Origin of the sequence: Shewanella gaetbuli, from assembly GCF_023284065.1 — a bacterium.
In the GTDB taxonomy this organism is placed as follows: Bacteria; Pseudomonadota; Gammaproteobacteria; order Enterobacterales; family Shewanellaceae; genus Shewanella; species Shewanella gaetbuli.
This window is the reverse complement of sequence record NZ_JAKIKP010000016.1, coordinates 41227-59204: the sequence shown is the minus strand read 5'-3', so window position 1 is coordinate 59204 and position 17978 is coordinate 41227. Positions and strand designations below refer to the sequence as shown.

Sequence of the window (17978 nt, the reverse complement as noted above, 5' to 3'; positions counted from 1 at the left end):
TGTATGTCAACTAAGTTTAATAATTACAATAACTTATTCGGCTATCATTGAATAGATAAATTTCAAATTTAAGTGGCATATCGTTTTAATCTATATATTTGTTGGCATAGCCAAATTCTCATTGATTAAAAACTCCATTTTGATCTCTTTATACTTGTCACTTTTACTGTCCATCATCCTCATCCAGCCCAAGTAATTCGGTAGGTATTCCGTACAAACGCCATTAAATCTTCGCATCCAGCCACGCAAACGGCTCATGTAGCCATTTACATTCTGTATATGGAACTGACCTCCAATTACACGCTCACCTTTACTTATAATCGTGCGATAGTGCTTAATATTTTCTTCTTTGGCAAAGGAGCGGTAGGCATGTGCGCCATCGCTACAGAGAATACTGTCATGGTTCACTATTGGTCTCATTGCGTTGTGAATCTCATCGCTTGAATGCTCTTCAAGTACAAAATCAGTTAAACCACCACTTCTGTCAACAACGATCAACACAGGGATTTTATCGTCAATCGTTCTTCTATCACCCATGCCGCCAAGCTTTCTAGGCTTACGGTCATATATCGTCTGATTACCTTTAAAGCTTTCCATGAAAAACATTTCATCGGCTTCAATTATACCAGCGACTTCCGATGGTTTGCGCTGTGCTGGAGCTTTAAGGAATCGGTGTCGCCAGCGAAAGGCTGTAGTCTCTGCAACTTCTAATAGTTCAGCCACTCGTCTGATCGGCAAGCCATCAAGCATGTATTCTAGGTTTTTAGCCCAAAGCTCACGTTTTCTCAGTCGAGCAAGTGGGGTTTTGGTTAGCGCATTAAAGGTTTTGCCACATAAAGAGCTTTTGCATTTGAAACGTTGTAAGCCAGCAGCCATGCCCCACTTACCAATCTCCTCATTTCCACAGTGAGGGCATATGACATCATCGCCTTTACATTCATTGATCAGGTTGTCGGTATCACTACGTTTGAGGTCTTCAACAACGTGATGGTGTAGCAATCGTTTCTGGTTGTATGTTAGCTTAGATAACGACTCAATAATTAGTGTGAACTGATTCTTCTTCAATGTCCCGACCTCGCTAGCTTTGGGACAATTAATTATAGTACAAATTCAGAGAACAACAATTAACGCAAATAGAGCCACATGAAAACAGTGCAGACCATATAAAACTGGTGATGCTGCTTTCGTCTTTAACGCTTTTGATTTTTTCACATGCGCAGCATGTGGCTGTTGGGTTCAAAGGGGTACTCCCCTTGCCCGTAGCTAGTATCACACCTTTTTGGAACAAAAAGTGGGATACTAGCGTACCGGGTTACTATGTTGTCCCACTTTCAAGTGGGCTAATCTATTTCGCAGTCTAGACTGCGGTGACAAGCCTTTTTTCGCACTCGCTGAGTGCGGTTTTACTGGCAATTGAGCCATGCCTCTAACGCCTTCAATCACAAATTCTGCACTATGCTGTTGAAATCATCATAAATACAGCACTACAAGCACGTTATAGCGCCCAAATACCGCTCTTGAGCTTATCTCGTTGCCAATAAATTAAAAAAACTTTTGCTCTCACTGAGAGCGAATGCAAATAAATTAAAAAAACTTTTACTCTCACTGAGAGCCAGAGCAAATGAATTTCGAAAACTTTCGCTCTCACTGAAAGCGAGTGCAATTAAATTTAAAAAGCTTTTGCTCTCACTGAGAGCGAGTGCAAACGAGTTTCAAAACGGGTTGCTCTCTGCTGTAGCGAAATATTGACAGTTGTTCGAAGCTCACTCGTTGTATTTACCGCTTTTTGTTGAAATGACATGCTTAAATTGATTTTTTAATCAAATTCAACCTTACAGGTGAAATACATTAAGAAATTGCTCTTTCTCTTTGCGATTTTTTTGCTCATAGGATTCGATAAAGGCTTGTGAGAAAGTCGAAATTTCACTTCACAGCGTCATCTCTCAGAGCGTTTTATAGGAATTATATCGCGTTAATACGTCAGAAAATGCGCTCAAAATTCAACGATATTTCTTCAGAATCTCATTGTCTGATATTAATTGCCGATGTTTTGCGACCATTACAGTCAAGTGTGGCATCCGTACTGCCACATTTGACACTATCACTGCCACATTTGACACTATCACTGCCAGTTGTGGCAGTAGCATTGCCATCACTGGCAGTAACACCCCTCACCTAACTATGGTGACACCATATAATTCGAGAATTGATGACTACTGATAGTGCCGACTTGACTAAGGGTTATGTACGGTTTCTATTCGAAAGTGCTTACACACCTTATAAGGCTGCTATATCGCTATGAGGGTTAATATTGACTCTTGAACACCAAGTAAGCTATCAGAGAATTTTGAGGTGTGACCATGGCACTGGCGCTTAATATCGAATTAAAGCGCTATACCAAGTTTAGGGAAATAACGAGGGTGATATGTACGCAAAAGGGCTTATTGGCACTTGCGTGCATTATAAGCCTCTTTTGAAAAATAGTTGCTCTAATATGTTTTATTTAAGTCAGTGTTCAGTCCACCTTAAAGGCGGTTACAGCATTGATTAAGGCTGCGTAGGGCCATTTAGCTTATGAGCAGTACCTTACTTATAAACCGTAGCCATCCTCTTTTTTAGTCAGCTTTTGGTTTTTTCTGCTTAATGCCAACACAAGTTCCCTGTCCTTTATTCGTTTGGCAACGTTTATCGATATTTCTCGTTTTTCAGGTGAGAGTTTGTCGTCAAACGCTTCCATAACCTTATCGAAAAAGTATTTACCTGTGCTACTGCCAGAAGCTTTTAGGCGTATATAGATTGCAGATATCATTTGCTCTATTGGCTTTAGAGACTCAGCAGTCATCTCTCTTATTTGTATTAATAACGCTTGTTTTTTACTAATATCCTCACCAAGCTCAATGACCTCCTTCTGTTTAACCTTGGCCACTTGAGTTAGCTTATTAACTTCAACATCTAATCGGTCTCTCATAGAGGCCTGCTCGCGAATAAACGCCTGCCCTTGCTCCATAACATTACGGATATTGTCGTGCTTAACGCGCAATTGCTTGTACTCACTTTGCAATTCAGCTATTTTTTGTTGCCAATCAATATTTTGCTTGTGTATTTTACGGTTTTCAATTTTCAACCTTGCGAGGGTTTGCTCACTATCTGAGAGGGTATGAGTAATCGACTGATGCTCCTTCTTCAAATCAATAACTTGTTGTTGTAAATATTCGACTTTGCGGGTATGAAAATTAAATGGACGCTGATGCTTTGGCAGTCTAGCCTCTGCCTTCATTTTTTTACGTAATGCTGAGTGACGCTCTGAGGCGGGAGAGAATGCTGCATTGAGGCCTTTGGAGTTAAATAGATTTGCATTGATAAATTCATAGAACATCTGCTGCATATAACGATAAACCTCACTGGTTTGAATATACTTCAACTGCCCTGACACTGGTAAGCAATCATCAACATCCCCCCGCTTGGCTAAAAACGCATTCACACATTTGATTTGAGACCGGCGTAAATCATACTCACCTGTTTCGCTGTTTTGACCAGAAATAAATACGTGAACATGCCCCCCAGTGTTTTCTTCAGGTAACCGTTCATCATGGTGTAAAACCATTAACTTAATTGGATATTGGGGGTAAAAGGTTTTTAAATACAACTTCATTGCATTCATCATTTCGACATGGCTCATCTCATCCGAATTAACGCCATGTTTGACTGGAATTTTAAAGAGTAACTCCTGAAAGTTTGTCGAATTGAGGGTTTTCGGTTTTTCAATTAACGCATTATGTAAATTGATATAGTTGATAAGTTGTGTGTGTTTTTGGTTTTTTCTGTCCAGTTCAAACTGATTATATTCAGCGCTCACCTCATTGGCATTGATAAAGGCTGAGGATGTTATGCACCTTGTGAATAAGTCGGCCACTTGTCTTGGTGTTTTAACGTCTGAAGCCCACTTATTGAGCTTGGCTTTTGATTTCGATTTAGCTTTACTTGTTTGCTCATAATTTCCCGCATGTTGAGTGGTTTTTCCCATAACATCGAGCAATATCGCTTCGCGCTGCGCTTGTGATACCGTGCTAAGTGGGACAATACCCTCTGGCGTATCTATCAGATTACTATCTGATAATGATGTATCCCACTCAGCATGCAATTCATCTTTGGTTCGAAAGTATTTTTGCAAATTGCCAAGATAGGGTATGCCGTTACCGCTAGGGTTGTTAAGGCGCAATGAATGCATCAGTGATGCCTTAGCAGTCTTGCGACCTTTTTTATTAAAGGAAAAATTTAAACATGAGAAAAAAACTCTAATATCCTTCATTTTGCCCCCTCCCCGTCAGACAGTCCAACTACTTGGTCTATACACCTTTCCAGCAATGCCTGATATTCCCGATGCTGGCGTAAAAAGAGGGTTAACTGCTCAGGCGTTAATGCAATGTCCTCAAGGGATGTAACAGGCCTCGTTATGGAGTTTGGCGTCGCAGACTGTGTATTGTGTTCAGCCAAGTCGGTCTTTGTAGAAGGTGGCTGTACAGCTTGGTTTGTGGCATCAGCACCGCCAAATACTGTGGCAAATTGTGTCGATATTTGTTCGGCATGATTAGGTGCATCTTGTGCCATCCAGCGACCGTAATGAATATCTATCATGGCGGCGGAGGTGTGCCCCATTTGCTTCGCTATCCACTCTTTAGATATGCCCGTGGTTAATGCCTGGCTTGCAAAGGTGTGCCTTAACTGCCCCACCCCACGATGACTCACTCCTGCAGATTTAAGTAGTGGAGTAAAAAAGCTTTTATTAAACTGCTTTGCATTCAAAAACGGTTTGTTCGTTTTGCTGTTGTAAAAGACTGAGCGCAATAGCGTCATACGCTTATTTTTATTATCGGCCTGCAATACACAGACTTTGCGCGGCTTTAAGTGACCTGTGATGCGATATTGCTGCTGTAATATCGATACTGCTAAGTCACATAGCTCAACAACTCTTGTCGAGCCAGCCGTTTTTGGGGTTTTATAACACTTATCCACCAGTGCAATACTGATATTCAGGACTGATTTATTAAAATCGACTGCATCCCAGCCTAATGCCAGCAACTCACTAATACGAAGACCCGTTAAGACCCCCAATTGAATAAGGTGCTTTTCACCCTCAAGCGCAACGGTGTTTAACTGTTTTAATTCTTCTAGGGAAAAAGGCTGCGGCTCTTTATGCCACACCTTACGGTTTTGTATGCCTTCCATCGGGTTTTGATGAATCAAGCCATCTCTGAGTGCGTAAGTAAAAACAGCCCGTAAGATGATAAAGAATTCATTGATGGTTTTGTTGGAATACGTTTTATCCAGTTTTTCAATCAACTTTAAAATGTCAGAGTGTCTAATGGAATCAATGGCCTGACGCCCTATTAACGCTGACAGTTTTGTTGCTTTACTTCGCTCAGAATTAAACGTGGAAGGCGCTGAATTAATGCGCCTGAAAGAAAGGTATATTTTGAGGTAATCTTTTATTACATAACTCATACGACATATCCGGTATTCTTACGGATAATATACGCCCCTAAAAAGAATTACACAAGCTATTGATTATAAAGATTAAAAGTTATTATTGAATTTAAAAAAAGTCAAATTTTTGAAGTGTGATTAATGTAGTTTCTTCCCTTAAATCATCTTCAATATGTTTGATATAAATGTGAGAAAAACACGGGCTAATCTCATTCATCAGGGATTAAATCATAGACCGAACACTCAAGCACACTCGCAATTACATACACTTTCTCTAACGTTATGCTTTTTTCTCCTCGTTCTAAAATACCAATATAGTTAAGACTAAAACCACATTGCTGTGACAAGTCTTTTTGAAGCAACCCTTTATCTTTTCTTATTTCAGCAAGCTTTTTGCCAAACTCAATCGCAATCTTTTTTTTCATTCTTATCTTGTAGATTAAAGCAAAACACACTATAGTGTGTTTTGTGATGATGAATCACTTAGCTAATATCAGTTTGCCGCTGCCTTATTAGCTAAACACCGACCCACTGATGCATGCGTCAGTGGGTTTATTTACTCACAACTCGAATCTATCAAAGATGAAACAAGTTGAATTTATAAATATTATTAATACACATTGCCCCGTGTTCTTTCATACTGAGTTCTTATTACAGGCATTAATTGCATCCACTAACAAGAATGAAGATATCGCTATTCTTCGAAAGTGTATGTATAACCATTTATATCGCCTAGAAAAGCAACATTTAGTGAAACGTCATTCACCTAAAAGAGCTCGTAATGCACTTTACGAAAGCCAGTTGAAATCACAGCACATATCACCAATGCTTCATAGACAAACTAAACCCGCATTAGATGAGCATATTAATAACCAACAATTATTAAACAGCCACTATAATGCACTTCAGCAACATATCAAGCTGTTAACACATGAAATCACGGCCTCTAAGTCACTTAGCAGTAAATTTTCATTCTATAGCCCTATCATTAATCGTAAAATGAAAACTTTAGACAGCAAGCTATATACAACACTCGCTGAATTCAAGGTTGTCACCGACTTAATAGATGAAATCAGGAAAGAGAATCAATCGTCCACCGCTAACGTTTAGTAACCCCATTAGGGGTATCACTAATTAAAAATTAAATCTTATCCAGTTTATTTTGGAGCAAAACAGCTTAGTTGTTTGATTAAGAGAATTTCTATTTAATTAGAAAAGGATAGGAATATGGCCAAATCGACTTGGCCCTTTCAGTTTATCAAATTTATTGCCGCTTTCAATCAAGGCTCATACCACTAAAGCTATTAATACTAAAGCTTTACAGATTATTTGCTTAAGAGCTACTCAAACCTCATCTGAGGCATTGCTTGAAATAAGATAATTTAGCTTGGGAATCTAGATTTCAGGAACACTCTTGGTGACAAACTATCTTAACCACCGAGTTGCTCTAACCTGAAGTACATTTCAATAATTCAATCTTTGAAGAACCGACCATTTGAATATCTTTCACTAAACCATGTTTACCGTAAGGAAACTGGTTTTTAATCATTATTTTTAAAGTGATGGTTACACATATGTCAGTTTTTTCTTAAATTATTTTTGGGCAAAAGTGAGTTATATGTTTTGCTTAACACCTATTAGTAGAAATAAGGCTATCTCTACTAATCATGTATTTCAGTTTCGCAAAGAGAGCGCAAAAGCCTACTACTTTACTATTTACTCCGATATATTGAGAAAATCCTCGATATAATGAAAAGGAACAGGATATCGGTAGCAGCGACAAGCTGTCAGTACCAAAGGAGCCTTACCTTTGGTAACGGCTGACATACTCTTGAACGAATCAGCATTGCCACATTCTTGCTTTATGTGCTCTAGTGCCGCGCTTCCATTCATTGGAAAGTCAGTTGATGCAGAACCATGCGTATCTAAGTTAGAGTACATATCCTGTTCACTGCTTTGATTTGGATACCAATACTGTAACGTGCTATGTGCAAGTTTATCTGTGGCAAATGTTTCCAAATCTTGACTTACTGAATCTAGTTTATACAGAGAACAAAAAACCGCTAACAACGGGTATAAAACACTAGCCTCAGTAACTTTATTCTTATAATTACTGTCTGCCTTATCTTTGTTTCTGTGCTCAAGCAGCTTTTCATAAGAATTATGTACGATTGGATACATGCCATTACTCTCAAAAGAGAATATGCACATATTGACCATTTCCGAGATCCAATTCTGCACAAAATCATCAAGCTCTGAATTATTTGACAGCAAAGTTAAAGCCAGACCAAGATCAATTGCTTGTGAATCTTTGTACGGAGACAACAACATTGGATTATTAACAACCAACAGGTTAATTGCTCTCAATACATCTATGAGGCGAAGGCGTAATTTTTTCTGCTCTTCGCTCTCTCCATCTGTTGGTGGTTTTTCTGCATAGCTCTTTGCAAGTGAATCTAAAATCCAATGACCTTTGACCGACAAACGTCCTAGTACATCAAATAGCTTAATATTTACATCAATAGAACATGGCGAGTGGACTGCATAAGAGAGTGCATATTTAAGTTCAACATACGGAATTAAACATCGGTCAACATAACAATCAGTAATCTGTTGATATGTAGCAAGAATGCTATCGAATGATTTTGAGGACTTGTTTCTGCCTGTGTAGTGGTCTTTAACCTTATCCCAAGCCAGCAGTAGTGCTCGCTCCGATGAAAGGTACGCAGCTTCCAAATTTCCACCGTCCCGACACCATGAATATAAAACCCATAAACAAACGTTAATCCGAGTTATGGACGATGCAACAGAGTCGGCATCAGTGGCATTTGACAAAACTTCATCAATCAATAGCGAAAAATGTTTGCCTGAACTCTCAGGCTCTTCAAGTAAGGCCAAGGATTTTCTTAATAAAGCCTGACTGGAGCTAGGCAACAGCTCCTCCTTCAACAAATACTGTTGAATAAACTCTGAGAGTTTATCGCCATTCCATTCTTCAAAGGAAATATTGTCTCGCGTATTCCGCCGCTCATAGCCAGAGACTTCCTGCCTAATTCCAGAGTTTACATCCCCACCAAAACATAAGCAGATGACTATTTTTTTATCCATGTGTTCAGATGGTAAACGACAGGGGATAAATGAGTCTTGAATCTCATCTAATGAAGGCCTAAGAGCTTGATCTGCACTCCCATTCCAAGTCTCACGGGTAAGATTTCCAGACTTAACAGAGAACAAATAAACTTTTTCATCCTGATCATTTACTTGCCCTACAGCCGCTATATCAACACCGTACTCTTTAACACCACGAGTAGGTGAAATGAACACATTCATTCCCATACTACTCAATAGATCGGGTAATACAGCATCCAATTCCTTGCGCTCTTTGAGCGAAGCTAAGTATTGCTTAAGAATTAACTTCATTCTTTCATTCTCTCACAACGGTAAACTCGTAGAACATAATCGAGTGACTCTGGGTCTAAGACGTTTAACCTTGGCATTTCAGTCGAATGGGAAAAAGACTGCATTTGCATCTCTTGCCTCACTTGCTCTCCATCCCCCCTAGGGACGTAGTAAATTGAGCTATTACCGTATAGTAGCGTCTGCTTCGTTGCTATCAGATCGATAATCGAGCCTCTTGATGCATCTTCGTAGGCTGCCTGCATACTCTTGTTAGATTCTTTCCAATAAACATTTATATTTTCTCTGGGGGCCATCAACTCTTTTAGCCCAGAGACTTTTTCAATATCAGAATGATAAGCATGAAGCTTACCGAGCAACCGCTCACATGGGGATGCTTGAAAGCCTTTATCAATGTACGATTGGAAGAATCGCTTAAGCTTCCCTGGATAACTTAAAAGCAAAGGGTCATACAAAACCTGTTCAAGCTCTTTACGAGTAGTTTTCGAAGTAGTTTCGTAAATAGATAGAATGAAGCTTGACGCCGCTATAGGCCGAATAAACAACCAACCGACAGCCTTGTGGCTAACAAACACTTGCTTCACTTCATCACCTAGCAATGCCACTTCTGCCTCTAGCTCGACATCCTTGCCCGTAACATCATGAAGTAAATCTAAAACACCGTGACAAAGTGTGGAATCACCAGACAAAAACCACTTTGTGACGATGTGATTAAGTAGCTCGCGGTGCTTGCTCAGTAGCTTTCTGGAAAAGTAGTCCAACTGAGGAAACTTCACGCCCACATTCAAAGTCGATTCTAATAGCTTTAGAGCAAGGGGTGAGGCCCCCTTCTCAACTAGATTGACCAATATACGGTCGACGTTATCTATAATGCCTTTTTGCTCAGGGGATACATTGGCCAACTGTTTTACCAGAAGCCTTAGAACACCCTCCGGTAGGTCGGTTCGCTGAAAGGCAACAATATGTGATATCTCATAGAGAACCTCTGGAGGAGTTCCCTCAACAAACGTAAGTAAAAAATCTTCAATCTGCGACCAATAAGATGGGAATGTATCTCCAAAGTTAATTGTTGCCCGCAGTATCGAAGCACAACAGCCACTTTCACGTTCGCCACTTGCACTGCTGCTAAGTAACTCCCAAATGACATTGGCCTGCGTTTCATCTACCTTAAGCCTTCCCAAAGTAAAATAGGCCTGGCTTCTGACCACCTCATTACTATTAGCAATTATGCTTTCTGTCGTTTGGATAGCGTCGGTCACACTATCTGAGCCGTATGCGAGGATTGAGCAGGAAAGAAAAGGGGCAAATGCACTTAGCTCACTTTGTGCAAGGATAAATCCAACACTATCGCCAGGGCGATGCGCTTCCACGCTACAGAAACGTTCAAAGGCTCCACCAATGGCCAAATCTCTGCCAGCCAGCTGCGTAAGATGAAGCAAGCAGCGCAGGACATCTTCAACACCTGCATCTAGAAAAGGTAGCGCGTTTTCAAAAGCGTGCAGAATGGTGAAAAAATCGTGCCCATTGGAGCTTTTATCAACCTCTCTTATTATCTCGACAAGATCAATCTCTCCTGCGTTGTGCAGCTGAGACAGCGCATCTTTCAAGACCTTCTCTTCAGACCGTATTTCCTTGACATAAAGAGCATTAATCTGAGCAAGCAACTCTTCTGCAGTGTCATTTGCCGCTAGTAACCGAGATTTTGTTTCTTCTAATGACATTGAATATCCCTTACTCAACAACAATTAAGCACTTTGCTGTAAAAGAAGAGCTAGGTCAAACTAAAAAGGTACTTGAGATAAGATCTGGAGATGTTCTAAAACGTTTTGGAGCAATAACGGTTTAGTTCGGCGACTCTATCGTAACCGGACATAAACGTGTCAAAGCTTAAAATCTGAAAATGATTATTGTCAATATGCAAAGTATGACTATCGACTAAAGTTTACCTTGTCCTCACTCGTATCAAGTTTATAGCTGGATGGCTAATGAATACTAGTGACTAAATTAGCCAATCCACTCCAATAAAGCCTATGTTTCAGCCATTCATTTAGAGTGAAGGTAATCAAATAAAAATTTTTTGCCCTAATCCCGGTTCTCAACCCCTTTGGTTTATTACTCAAATTTTCAGGAACCCAAATGAACCCAGTTCGAACCAATTGCCCCCCAGCTCAGCAAAATGGTAACCCAAGCAATGAACTCATGCGACAAAAAATAGCCAGCTTTGTTAGTAGTTTATCACCTCCAAAAGTCTTATATATCCATGGACAAAGTGGTGTTGGTAAAACGCACCTAATAAACCTGACACTATCTAACTTAGAAGATGGCAAAAAAGCTATAAAAGTACTAAATGCTAATAGCTTCGTGCCTAGCATTCTCTCCGCTATAAACAAAAAAAGCCTGGAGTCATACAGAAGTTCGCTTAAGTGTTACAGGCTAGTCGTGATTGAAAGTATAGATTTTTTTTCTTTTAAACAGCCTGCTCATGTTGAACTTTTAAAAGCTGTAGAATACGTGTTGTCTCATGACCATATGAAAGTAATCGTTACTAGCCAGTCCCACCCGTCAAAGCTTGTTGGATTAAATCGAAAACGAATCAATTGGCTTAACTCTTGTATTATTCTACAGATAGCTTGCCCAACAAATTATGATAAGCTTCTGCTTATACAAGCTTTCGTTCGCAAGCATAGGATGCAGATAAGCGCAAAAGCTGTAGAATATCTTTGCGTTCACGGACCTGAGAATTACTTTTACCTTCTAGGCATCCTAAATACGCTGAATCTATATTACGAACATACAAACTGCCCCATAACCATCAGAACACCTGAGTTTTTAATTCTATTATGGCGATGTTGAATTAAAAGATTGGTAACATGAAATCAGTAGATTAAAAGTTCTCACAAAAGCTTAGTAATGCCACAGTGAAACTTGTACTAAGTTAAGGAGTTAACGATGAACGAAGGAAAGTTAGAAAAAGTATTTATCACATGTGGTGAAGATGTATCAGTTGCGATGGCAAGGTTTGCGTCTAAGTGGGATAAGGGTTATGTAACACATATCGAGGCGACCCCAACTAAATCTTTTTTTGAAGAAATAGCATTAAATACTTCCAGAGATAAAGCCTTCTTTATACTCGTGGATGCAAATGCCGAATCATTGTCCCAGGCTCAAGATTTAATCTCAAATACGTGGGTAGGAGGCCAATCTGAAGTAATCTGTTTTACGAGCAATAAATTCTCAACAGATCCAGACAATATCCATAGTCAACTTGAACTAAATTCTCAACAACGAATGCAAATATTTTCGATTGTTAGTTTTGAACCGGTAATCAGTGCATACGGCCATGTGATGACTGGCTTATCAATTTCTTGTATAGGCTTTGATGATATTTATAGTATTTTAAATACTGGCACGACTGTAAAAATGCACGAAGTTGCTTGTGACAATTTAAAGGAATCTCCTTTTTCACTTTATACTGGTTATGAAAAATTAATCAGTGAAGGAAAACAAGATGCTTTAACTCTCACAGGTGTTGTAGTGGTGCTAATAGGCGATATAAGTGACCAAAATCTTATGGAGGCAACAAATGCATGTTGCTTAGTATTGCGCGGGTTAGTGCATAATGAAGATGTCAACTTACACACAAGCTTTCAATCTGGCGCAAAAAGCAAGGTTTTACTGTGTGGTGTTTTAAAAGAAGCGACTGGCACTAAATTATTCAATGAGGGCAAGGGATTACCAGGATTCTTAAAATTGTAAAAAACTAAAAGTGCTGAGTAATCCCCTTATGATTCAGCCCCCCACAGTGTGAACCTCTTTTTCAAGGCTCACTGTTTATAAAATGGGTTTATGTGACTTGAAAATACTTTTGCCAAGTTAAGTCTATAACAATGACATTTAGGGAGCATCGCTATAAGTAACAATGCTCAGGCAGAGCATATGTTAACTCACCTATAAGTAGGGGCTTTGCTGTCTATACTATACGTGCTCATAGAGTTAGCCTTCCAACGATAAATTGATTAATGTTTAATCTACTGTAAACAGCCTAGAGTGTTAAAGCCCAAATTGGTTTAAATGATTCTGTTTGAACCAAGAAGAGGCGGTGTTTCGACTAAAAGAAAATTTATACATTTTGGGAGTAACGGGGCATTGGTAACTCAGAAATTTATGTATATAGTATATGGCATCTATGATGGAGGGCGCTTTTTCGAGATTAGCCATTTTAAAATAACAATTTAAGTGACTATTCATTGATTGATATAGGAACTATCTAGTAATTCTTAATGAAAAGATGCTATGTGGAAGTTTAAATTAATAAGTTAAAGGGAATTTTATGAAAAGTGTATTTTTTAAGCCTTGGGTAGGGAATGATTTCGGTAAAGATGGTTCGGTTTTTAGTCAGAAAATTTTAGTTTTGGGCGACTCGCATTACATTGATGAATCTGATGAAGTAAATATGAGTAAAAATAATGAGGAGCCATGTGACTTTACGACTGCAGTTCTACAAGCTTATCTCAATCAAGCTGTCAAAGGCCGATGGAAGTCAACATTTACGAAATTTATGAATAGTTTTGTGTGCAATACCAATCACTCCGAGACCAGTCGAGAAAAACTGTGGAACTCTGTTGCATTCTATAATTATTTGCAAATTCCTGCTGGTTCAGATAGTCGTCAAACTCATCAATTTAGTTATCACGATGATAGAGATCGAAATGCATTTTTAGAAGTAGTCAATAAGCTGGAACCAGACATAATTATAAGTTGGGGAAACAATGTCTGGGATGCAATACCTGCAAACTTAGGGTATGGCAATGGTATTGTTAGTGAGTCCGTCAAAGATTGTTGTTTAATATATCCATTTAAAGGTAAAGAATTGAAATTGATCGGTATAACTCATCCATCAACCTCATATAGATCCTCTTATTGGGCGAATATATTTGATGAATTAAATGCAAACACTTAAGTTTACACGTTGTGCAGTGAGGGACACTTAACCTCTGAATTCACAATATGCTTTATCTTCCAACAGACTTTGAAGATACAAACTTTGGGGCAAAACCTTGTCAGCTTTGCCCTGCTAAGTTCACTGATTTACCTACCCGTTCATCAAAACTCATAGTTAATTTTTGCGATGTATTTAACCAGTGCCTTAGCATTAATATCCTTACCATATCGGCTATAAGTGATGTTGGGATTACTGTGCCCTACCATTTGTGCCACAATATGTTCACTAACATCTAATTGCTTCATTACGTCTACAAAAGTGTGCCTAAAACCATAAGACGTTGGCCGCTGGTTTGCTTTCATGCCTATTTGGGTTTGTAATTGAGCTAACTGTCTGCAATAGGTTTTTGACCAATCATCATTGCTGCCAACTGGCTGGTAGGTAAATAGTTGAACATGCTGTTTTCGCTCCTCTACAAACGTTAAAAAGCCTTGTGCTATCAAAGCTGAATGTATTGGTACTATTCGCTTTGCATTAAGGTTTTTCAGTCTTTGTTTTTTGCCGCTGTCATTAATGCAAATACACTGCACGCCCTCTATAACCTGTATATCTGTGGGTTTAAGTTGGCAGGCTTCTGACGGCCTTAACCCTGCATAAAGCATTAACTGCGATACCCATTTAAAGTCTGCTTTTGCTTCGTTGAAATGAGGGCTAGTAAACAGCTTCCTCAGCTCAGTATGAGACCAGCGTTCTCTGGCTTGATTTACTTTTACTTTTGGCTTTTGTCCGATAGATACATTTTCGAAAGGATTTTGACTGCAATAATTCATAAGCTGACACCACTTAAAAAACTGAAATACTGCTGCCATGTATTCTTTATTGCTTTTATAGCTGCGACCTTGAGTGAGTAAAGCATCACGGTACTTCATTGCATCACCAGTACAGATGTCATTGACACAAATACGTTGAGTGCTTTTTGATGACCGGTTTGCTATTTCAGGCATCATGTTGATGAAATGAAGGGTTCGTTGTTTAAGCTGTTTTATAGATAACGGCCTCATATCTGTTTTCTGCTTTGAATCAACAAACTCTGATAATGCATCATCAAGGGGTATAACAGGCATTGCTTGCGCTACAGCTGTGGTTTCACGGTGTTCATACAGCTTAGTTTCTCTGATGGGGATGTTAATCCTTTTAGGTGAAGCGCTACTGGCGGGGTTGCCTTTATCAAACTCAGTACGAATCTCGTTAATCACTTCATCTACATATCGAATAAAGTCATTTATACGCGTTGTGTGGTCTATTGAGTTAATGATTCTTTTCAGTGTGCCTGCAACATCAATGTTGCGAATGACCGCCTCTGCTCTATCAGAGGTTAATAGCGACACTTTAACATCAAAAGGAAAGCCTTTATCACGAAGTGACTTGGCTAAACAGATACGTGTGAAATACACATTATTGGGGGCTCGATAAAGGTACATTGTCTGAGTCAATCCTCTCAGAAAGCCTTTCCGAAATCAAAAACAAAAAAAGCCGTTGATAATCAACGGCTTTTCTCGCATTTAATATGGCGGAGAGATAGGGATTTGAACCCTAGACGGGCTACAAACCCGTGCCGGTTTTCAAGACCGGTGCATTCGACCACTCTGCCATCTCTCCGAACGCGGCGAATAATATGATAACCAGATTGGTATGTAAAGCCTTAAATGCAATTTTATGTACTGCTGATTACTTTAAGGCCAACTTGATTAATCTTCGTGCTTTTTAAGTGCCACTCTAGCGGGATCTGGCATTGTTAATGAGTGAGTCATTTTATCCCATGAACGCAATCTTCTTACACAATAAGCGCCAAACACCAATACTGAGCTAACTAATATGCCTAAACCAATGGCCTTTTCATTTGCTGAGGCAAAAGCGGCTACAATGCTTGATGCTCCAAATGCCACTGAGATCTGTATAAAGTTTTGTAATCCTGCGGCTTTAGCGGCATCGTCTTTAAAGGTCTGTAAGGCGTTATTCACTACTATTGGATAAATTGCTCCATTAGCCGATGCCATAAAGGCAAAGATGATGAGTAATGGGAAAATTGTTGTCATATTCAATACTAATGTCACCAAGCTAATTAACAGGGTACTGATAAAAAATAACCCCAATTGACACTTTAGCGCGATTTCACTACCAAATTTATTGATCAATATTTTGCCGCTGTAGCCACCCACAATAAACATGATGGTTTGTGGAATGAAGCTTAAACCAATTGCCGTTGCGTCATATCCAAACTTATCCATAACGGCTGGCCATAGGGTTAAATATGAAAAGAACGCTGCTGAACACGCAGCAAATATCATCACATTGCCTACGTAGAAAGGGTTAGCCAACATTTGCTTGAAACTCAAGGCTGGTCTATTTTGTTGCTGATCATGTTTAATTTGTTTTGGATTGTCTGCTGCTACAAAAAGCTGCGTTAGTAATATCAACAACACGCCCAATACAGCTAAACATACGAAGATACTTTGCCAGCCCCATTGTGATAGAAAAAATGCGCCAATTAACGGTGCAACAGCCGGTGATAACGCCACTAAAGGCATGATGTTTGACAATACTTGTTGTGATTCTTGCTCATCATATTTTTCAATCACTAACGCTTGCCATATGACACTTGCACTACAGACACCAATCGCTTGCACAAAACGGCCAATATTCATCATCACAATATTATCGCTAACAATGATGATCGCGGTGGAGATAACAAATAAACCTAACCCCAATAATAACGAATTTCGCTTGCCCCACTTTTCAACCAACTTACCATAAAGCAATTGACCAAAAGCTAAACCGGCTAAAAATGTCGTCAACGACATTGCCACATCGGTAGTCGATGCGCTTAGTGAGCTTTCAATTGATTTAAAAGCAGGCAAATACATATCAGTTGCGATAAAACACAACATGCTTAAAATAGTTAAATATAAAAAGAACCCGCCACGCTCTAGCATGCTGGCAGTTTTTGTAGACTTAGTCATAATAAAATCTCTAGCTTAAATAGAATCGCGCTAGTTTAATTATTAGAAATTACTCTGTGAAACGTTTATATTTGCACACAGCTTTCAAAAAAACTCATAGCAAAGGATTAGGGTATGCTTTCAGAACAAACACTTCATATGATTGATATTGTCGCTCGACTTGGGAGTTTTACCGCTGCCGCTAACGAGTTACATAAAGTACCTTCTGCCGTGAGTTATGCCGTTAAGCAAGTTGAGTCTGATATTGGGGTGGTATTGTTTGAGCGACATCACCGTTCAGTCACCCTCACAGAACCGGGGAAACACTTTTTACAACATTCCCGTGAATTATTACGCCAAATGCAAGAGTTGAAAACACAAACTCAACGAGTCGCAAACGGTTGGCAACCTACCCTTTCTATTGCCCTTGACAATATCGTTCGCGCAGACAGAATTAGCTCATTAATTGCTGATTTTTATCGCCATTTTGATGATGTAGAACTCATTATCCAAATTGAAGTATTTAATGGCGTTTGGGAGTCACTCTCTACCGGTCGCAGTATGATTGCCATTGGCGCGACCACCGCTATTCCTGTCGGTGGCGTTTATCAATACCGAGATATGAAAGACATTGAATGGGCGTTTTTAGTGAGCAAGAATCACCCTTTAGCTAAGGTTGAAGGTCCGCTTCAAGATGATGACTTACGACAATATCCTGCCATTTGTTTGGAAGATACATCCAGAGAAATCCCTAAACGTATCACTTGGTTACTGGATAACCAACGCAGATTAGTGGTACCCGATTGGATTAGGGCAATTAATTGTTTTATTGCAGGTTTGGGCATTGGTTATATGCCAATTCATTTAGCTCAACCCTTTATTGCTAACGGTATGCTAGTTGCCAAACAATTACAAAACCCCAAACCTTCTAGCCCTTGTTGTTTAGCGTGGGATCAAGACAAAATGTCACCGGCACTGCAATGGGTGTTAGATTATTTGGGCGATACTGAAAAACTTCACCGTGAATGGCTGGCTTAAATCAGCAATTGCCGTGTTTTAGGCTTTATCCTAGTATTTAGCTAGGTTAAGATACCCTAAGTTAATGCTGTGAAACTTAAGCTTTTCTATTGAATTTA

13 protein-coding genes and 1 tRNA gene are annotated in these 17978 nt (G+C 39.4%); 5 read left to right on the top strand and 9 right to left on the bottom strand.

Annotation, left to right across the window (positions count from 1 at the left end):
• Window positions 1-90: 90 nt before the first annotated feature.
• From L2672_RS15945 to L2672_RS15930, 4 genes are all read right to left on the bottom strand, one after another.
• Window positions 91-1065: an IS1595 family transposase gene (locus L2672_RS15945; protein WP_248996837.1), complete on the bottom strand. Its 975-nt coding sequence runs from the start codon at window positions 1063-1065 to the stop codon at window positions 91-93.
• A gap of 1525 nt (window positions 1066-2590) precedes the next feature.
• The gene (locus L2672_RS15940) at window positions 2591-4228 is read right to left on the bottom strand and encodes a hypothetical protein (RefSeq protein ID WP_248996836.1); all 1638 of its coding nucleotides are present in this window, start codon (window positions 4226-4228) and stop codon (window positions 2591-2593) included.
• 77 nt (window positions 4229-4305) lie between these two features.
• A complete protein-coding gene (locus tag L2672_RS15935) occupies window positions 4306-5502 on the bottom strand; it encodes a tyrosine-type recombinase/integrase (protein ID WP_248996835.1) in 1197 nt (398 codons plus the stop codon).
• Window positions 5503-5693: 191 nt separating this feature from the next.
• A complete protein-coding gene (locus L2672_RS15930; protein ID WP_065109217.1) occupies window positions 5694-5909 on the bottom strand; it encodes a helix-turn-helix domain-containing protein in 216 nt (71 codons plus the stop codon).
• Window positions 5910-6066: 157 nt separating this feature from the next.
• Between L2672_RS15930 and L2672_RS15925 the strand changes: the two genes are divergently transcribed.
• Window positions 6067-6594 carry a hypothetical protein gene (locus L2672_RS15925; RefSeq protein WP_248996834.1) on the top strand — a complete coding sequence of 176 codons (528 nt, stop codon included), beginning with the start codon at window positions 6067-6069 and terminating at the stop codon, window positions 6592-6594.
• A gap of 606 nt (window positions 6595-7200) precedes the next feature.
• Here L2672_RS15925 and L2672_RS15920 read toward each other — a convergent pair.
• The gene (locus tag L2672_RS15920; protein WP_248996833.1) at window positions 7201-8904 is read right to left on the bottom strand and encodes a hypothetical protein; all 1704 of its coding nucleotides are present in this window, start codon (window positions 8902-8904) and stop codon (window positions 7201-7203) included.
• On the bottom strand, window positions 8901-10622 hold the full coding sequence (locus L2672_RS15915; RefSeq protein ID WP_248996832.1) for a hypothetical protein: 1722 nt from the start codon (window positions 10620-10622) through the stop codon (window positions 8901-8903). The genes L2672_RS15920 and L2672_RS15915 overlap by 4 nt, the downstream gene beginning before the upstream one ends.
• Window positions 10623-11037: 415 nt before the next feature.
• On the opposite strand from L2672_RS15915, the gene L2672_RS17400 reads away from it, so the two are divergent.
• The 3 genes from L2672_RS17400 (at window position 11038) to L2672_RS15905 (ending at window position 13861) form a co-directional block, all read left to right on the top strand.
• Window positions 11038-11754: a DnaA ATPase domain-containing protein gene (locus L2672_RS17400; RefSeq protein ID WP_420833206.1), complete on the top strand. Its 717-nt coding sequence runs from the start codon at window positions 11038-11040 to the stop codon at window positions 11752-11754.
• Window positions 11755-11850: 96 nt separating this feature from the next.
• Entirely contained in the window at window positions 11851-12657 is an 807-nt protein-coding gene (locus tag L2672_RS15910) for a hypothetical protein (protein ID WP_248996831.1), read from the top strand.
• Window positions 12658-13231: 574 nt separating this feature from the next.
• Complete coding sequence (locus tag L2672_RS15905; RefSeq protein WP_248996830.1) at window positions 13232-13861, top strand: hypothetical protein; 630 nt, start codon at window positions 13232-13234, stop codon at window positions 13859-13861.
• Window positions 13862-14004: 143 nt separating this feature from the next.
• Here the strand turns inward: L2672_RS15905 and L2672_RS15900 are convergent, their stop codons facing one another.
• The 3 genes from L2672_RS15900 to punC all read right to left on the bottom strand — a co-directional run bounded on the left by L2672_RS15900 (window position 14005) and on the right by punC (window position 16863).
• Complete coding sequence (locus tag L2672_RS15900; RefSeq protein ID WP_248996829.1) at window positions 14005-15324, bottom strand: site-specific integrase; 1320 nt, start codon at window positions 15322-15324, stop codon at window positions 14005-14007.
• Window positions 15325-15411: 87 nt separating this feature from the next.
• Window positions 15412-15502 (bottom strand) — tRNA-Ser (locus L2672_RS15895).
• Between the two features lie 89 nt (window positions 15503-15591).
• Window positions 15592-16863: a purine nucleoside transporter PunC gene (punC, locus tag L2672_RS15890; RefSeq protein ID WP_248996828.1), complete on the bottom strand. Its 1272-nt coding sequence runs from the start codon at window positions 16861-16863 to the stop codon at window positions 15592-15594.
• A 114-nt stretch (window positions 16864-16977) separates the two neighbouring features.
• Here punC and punR point away from each other — a divergent pair, with 114 nt between their 5' ends.
• Complete coding sequence (punR, locus tag L2672_RS15885) at window positions 16978-17880, top strand: DNA-binding transcriptional activator PunR (protein ID WP_248996827.1); 903 nt, start codon at window positions 16978-16980, stop codon at window positions 17878-17880.
• Window positions 17881-17978: the final 98 nt, after the last annotated feature.

Bases quoted from the DNA above. Each gene is read 5' to 3' on its own strand.
- L2672_RS15940 (WP_248996836.1), bottom strand. From the start codon at position 4,228: ATGCATTCATTGCGCCTTAACAACCCTAGCGGTAACGGCATACCCTAT.
- L2672_RS15935 (WP_248996835.1), bottom strand. From the start codon at position 5,502: ATGAGTTATGTAATAAAAGATTACCTCAAAATATACCTTTCTTTCAGG.
- L2672_RS15930 (WP_065109217.1), bottom strand. From the start codon at position 5,909: ATGAAAAAAAAGATTGCGATTGAGTTTGGCAAAAAGCTTGCTGAAATA.
- L2672_RS15925 (WP_248996834.1), top strand. From the start codon at position 6,067: ATGAAACAAGTTGAATTTATAAATATTATTAATACACATTGCCCCGTG.
- L2672_RS15920 (WP_248996833.1), bottom strand. From the start codon at position 8,904: ATGAAGTTAATTCTTAAGCAATACTTAGCTTCGCTCAAAGAGCGCAAG.
- L2672_RS15915 (WP_248996832.1), bottom strand. From the start codon at position 10,622: ATGTCATTAGAAGAAACAAAATCTCGGTTACTAGCGGCAAATGACACT.
- L2672_RS17400 (WP_420833206.1), top strand. From the start codon at position 11,038: ATGAACCCAGTTCGAACCAATTGCCCCCCAGCTCAGCAAAATGGTAAC.
- L2672_RS15910 (WP_248996831.1), top strand. From the start codon at position 11,851: ATGAACGAAGGAAAGTTAGAAAAAGTATTTATCACATGTGGTGAAGAT.
- L2672_RS15905 (WP_248996830.1), top strand. From the start codon at position 13,232: ATGAAAAGTGTATTTTTTAAGCCTTGGGTAGGGAATGATTTCGGTAAA.
- L2672_RS15900 (WP_248996829.1), bottom strand. From the start codon at position 15,324: ATGTACCTTTATCGAGCCCCCAATAATGTGTATTTCACACGTATCTGT.
- punC (WP_248996828.1), bottom strand. From the start codon at position 16,863: ATGACTAAGTCTACAAAAACTGCCAGCATGCTAGAGCGTGGCGGGTTC.
- punR (WP_248996827.1), top strand. From the start codon at position 16,978: ATGCTTTCAGAACAAACACTTCATATGATTGATATTGTCGCTCGACTT.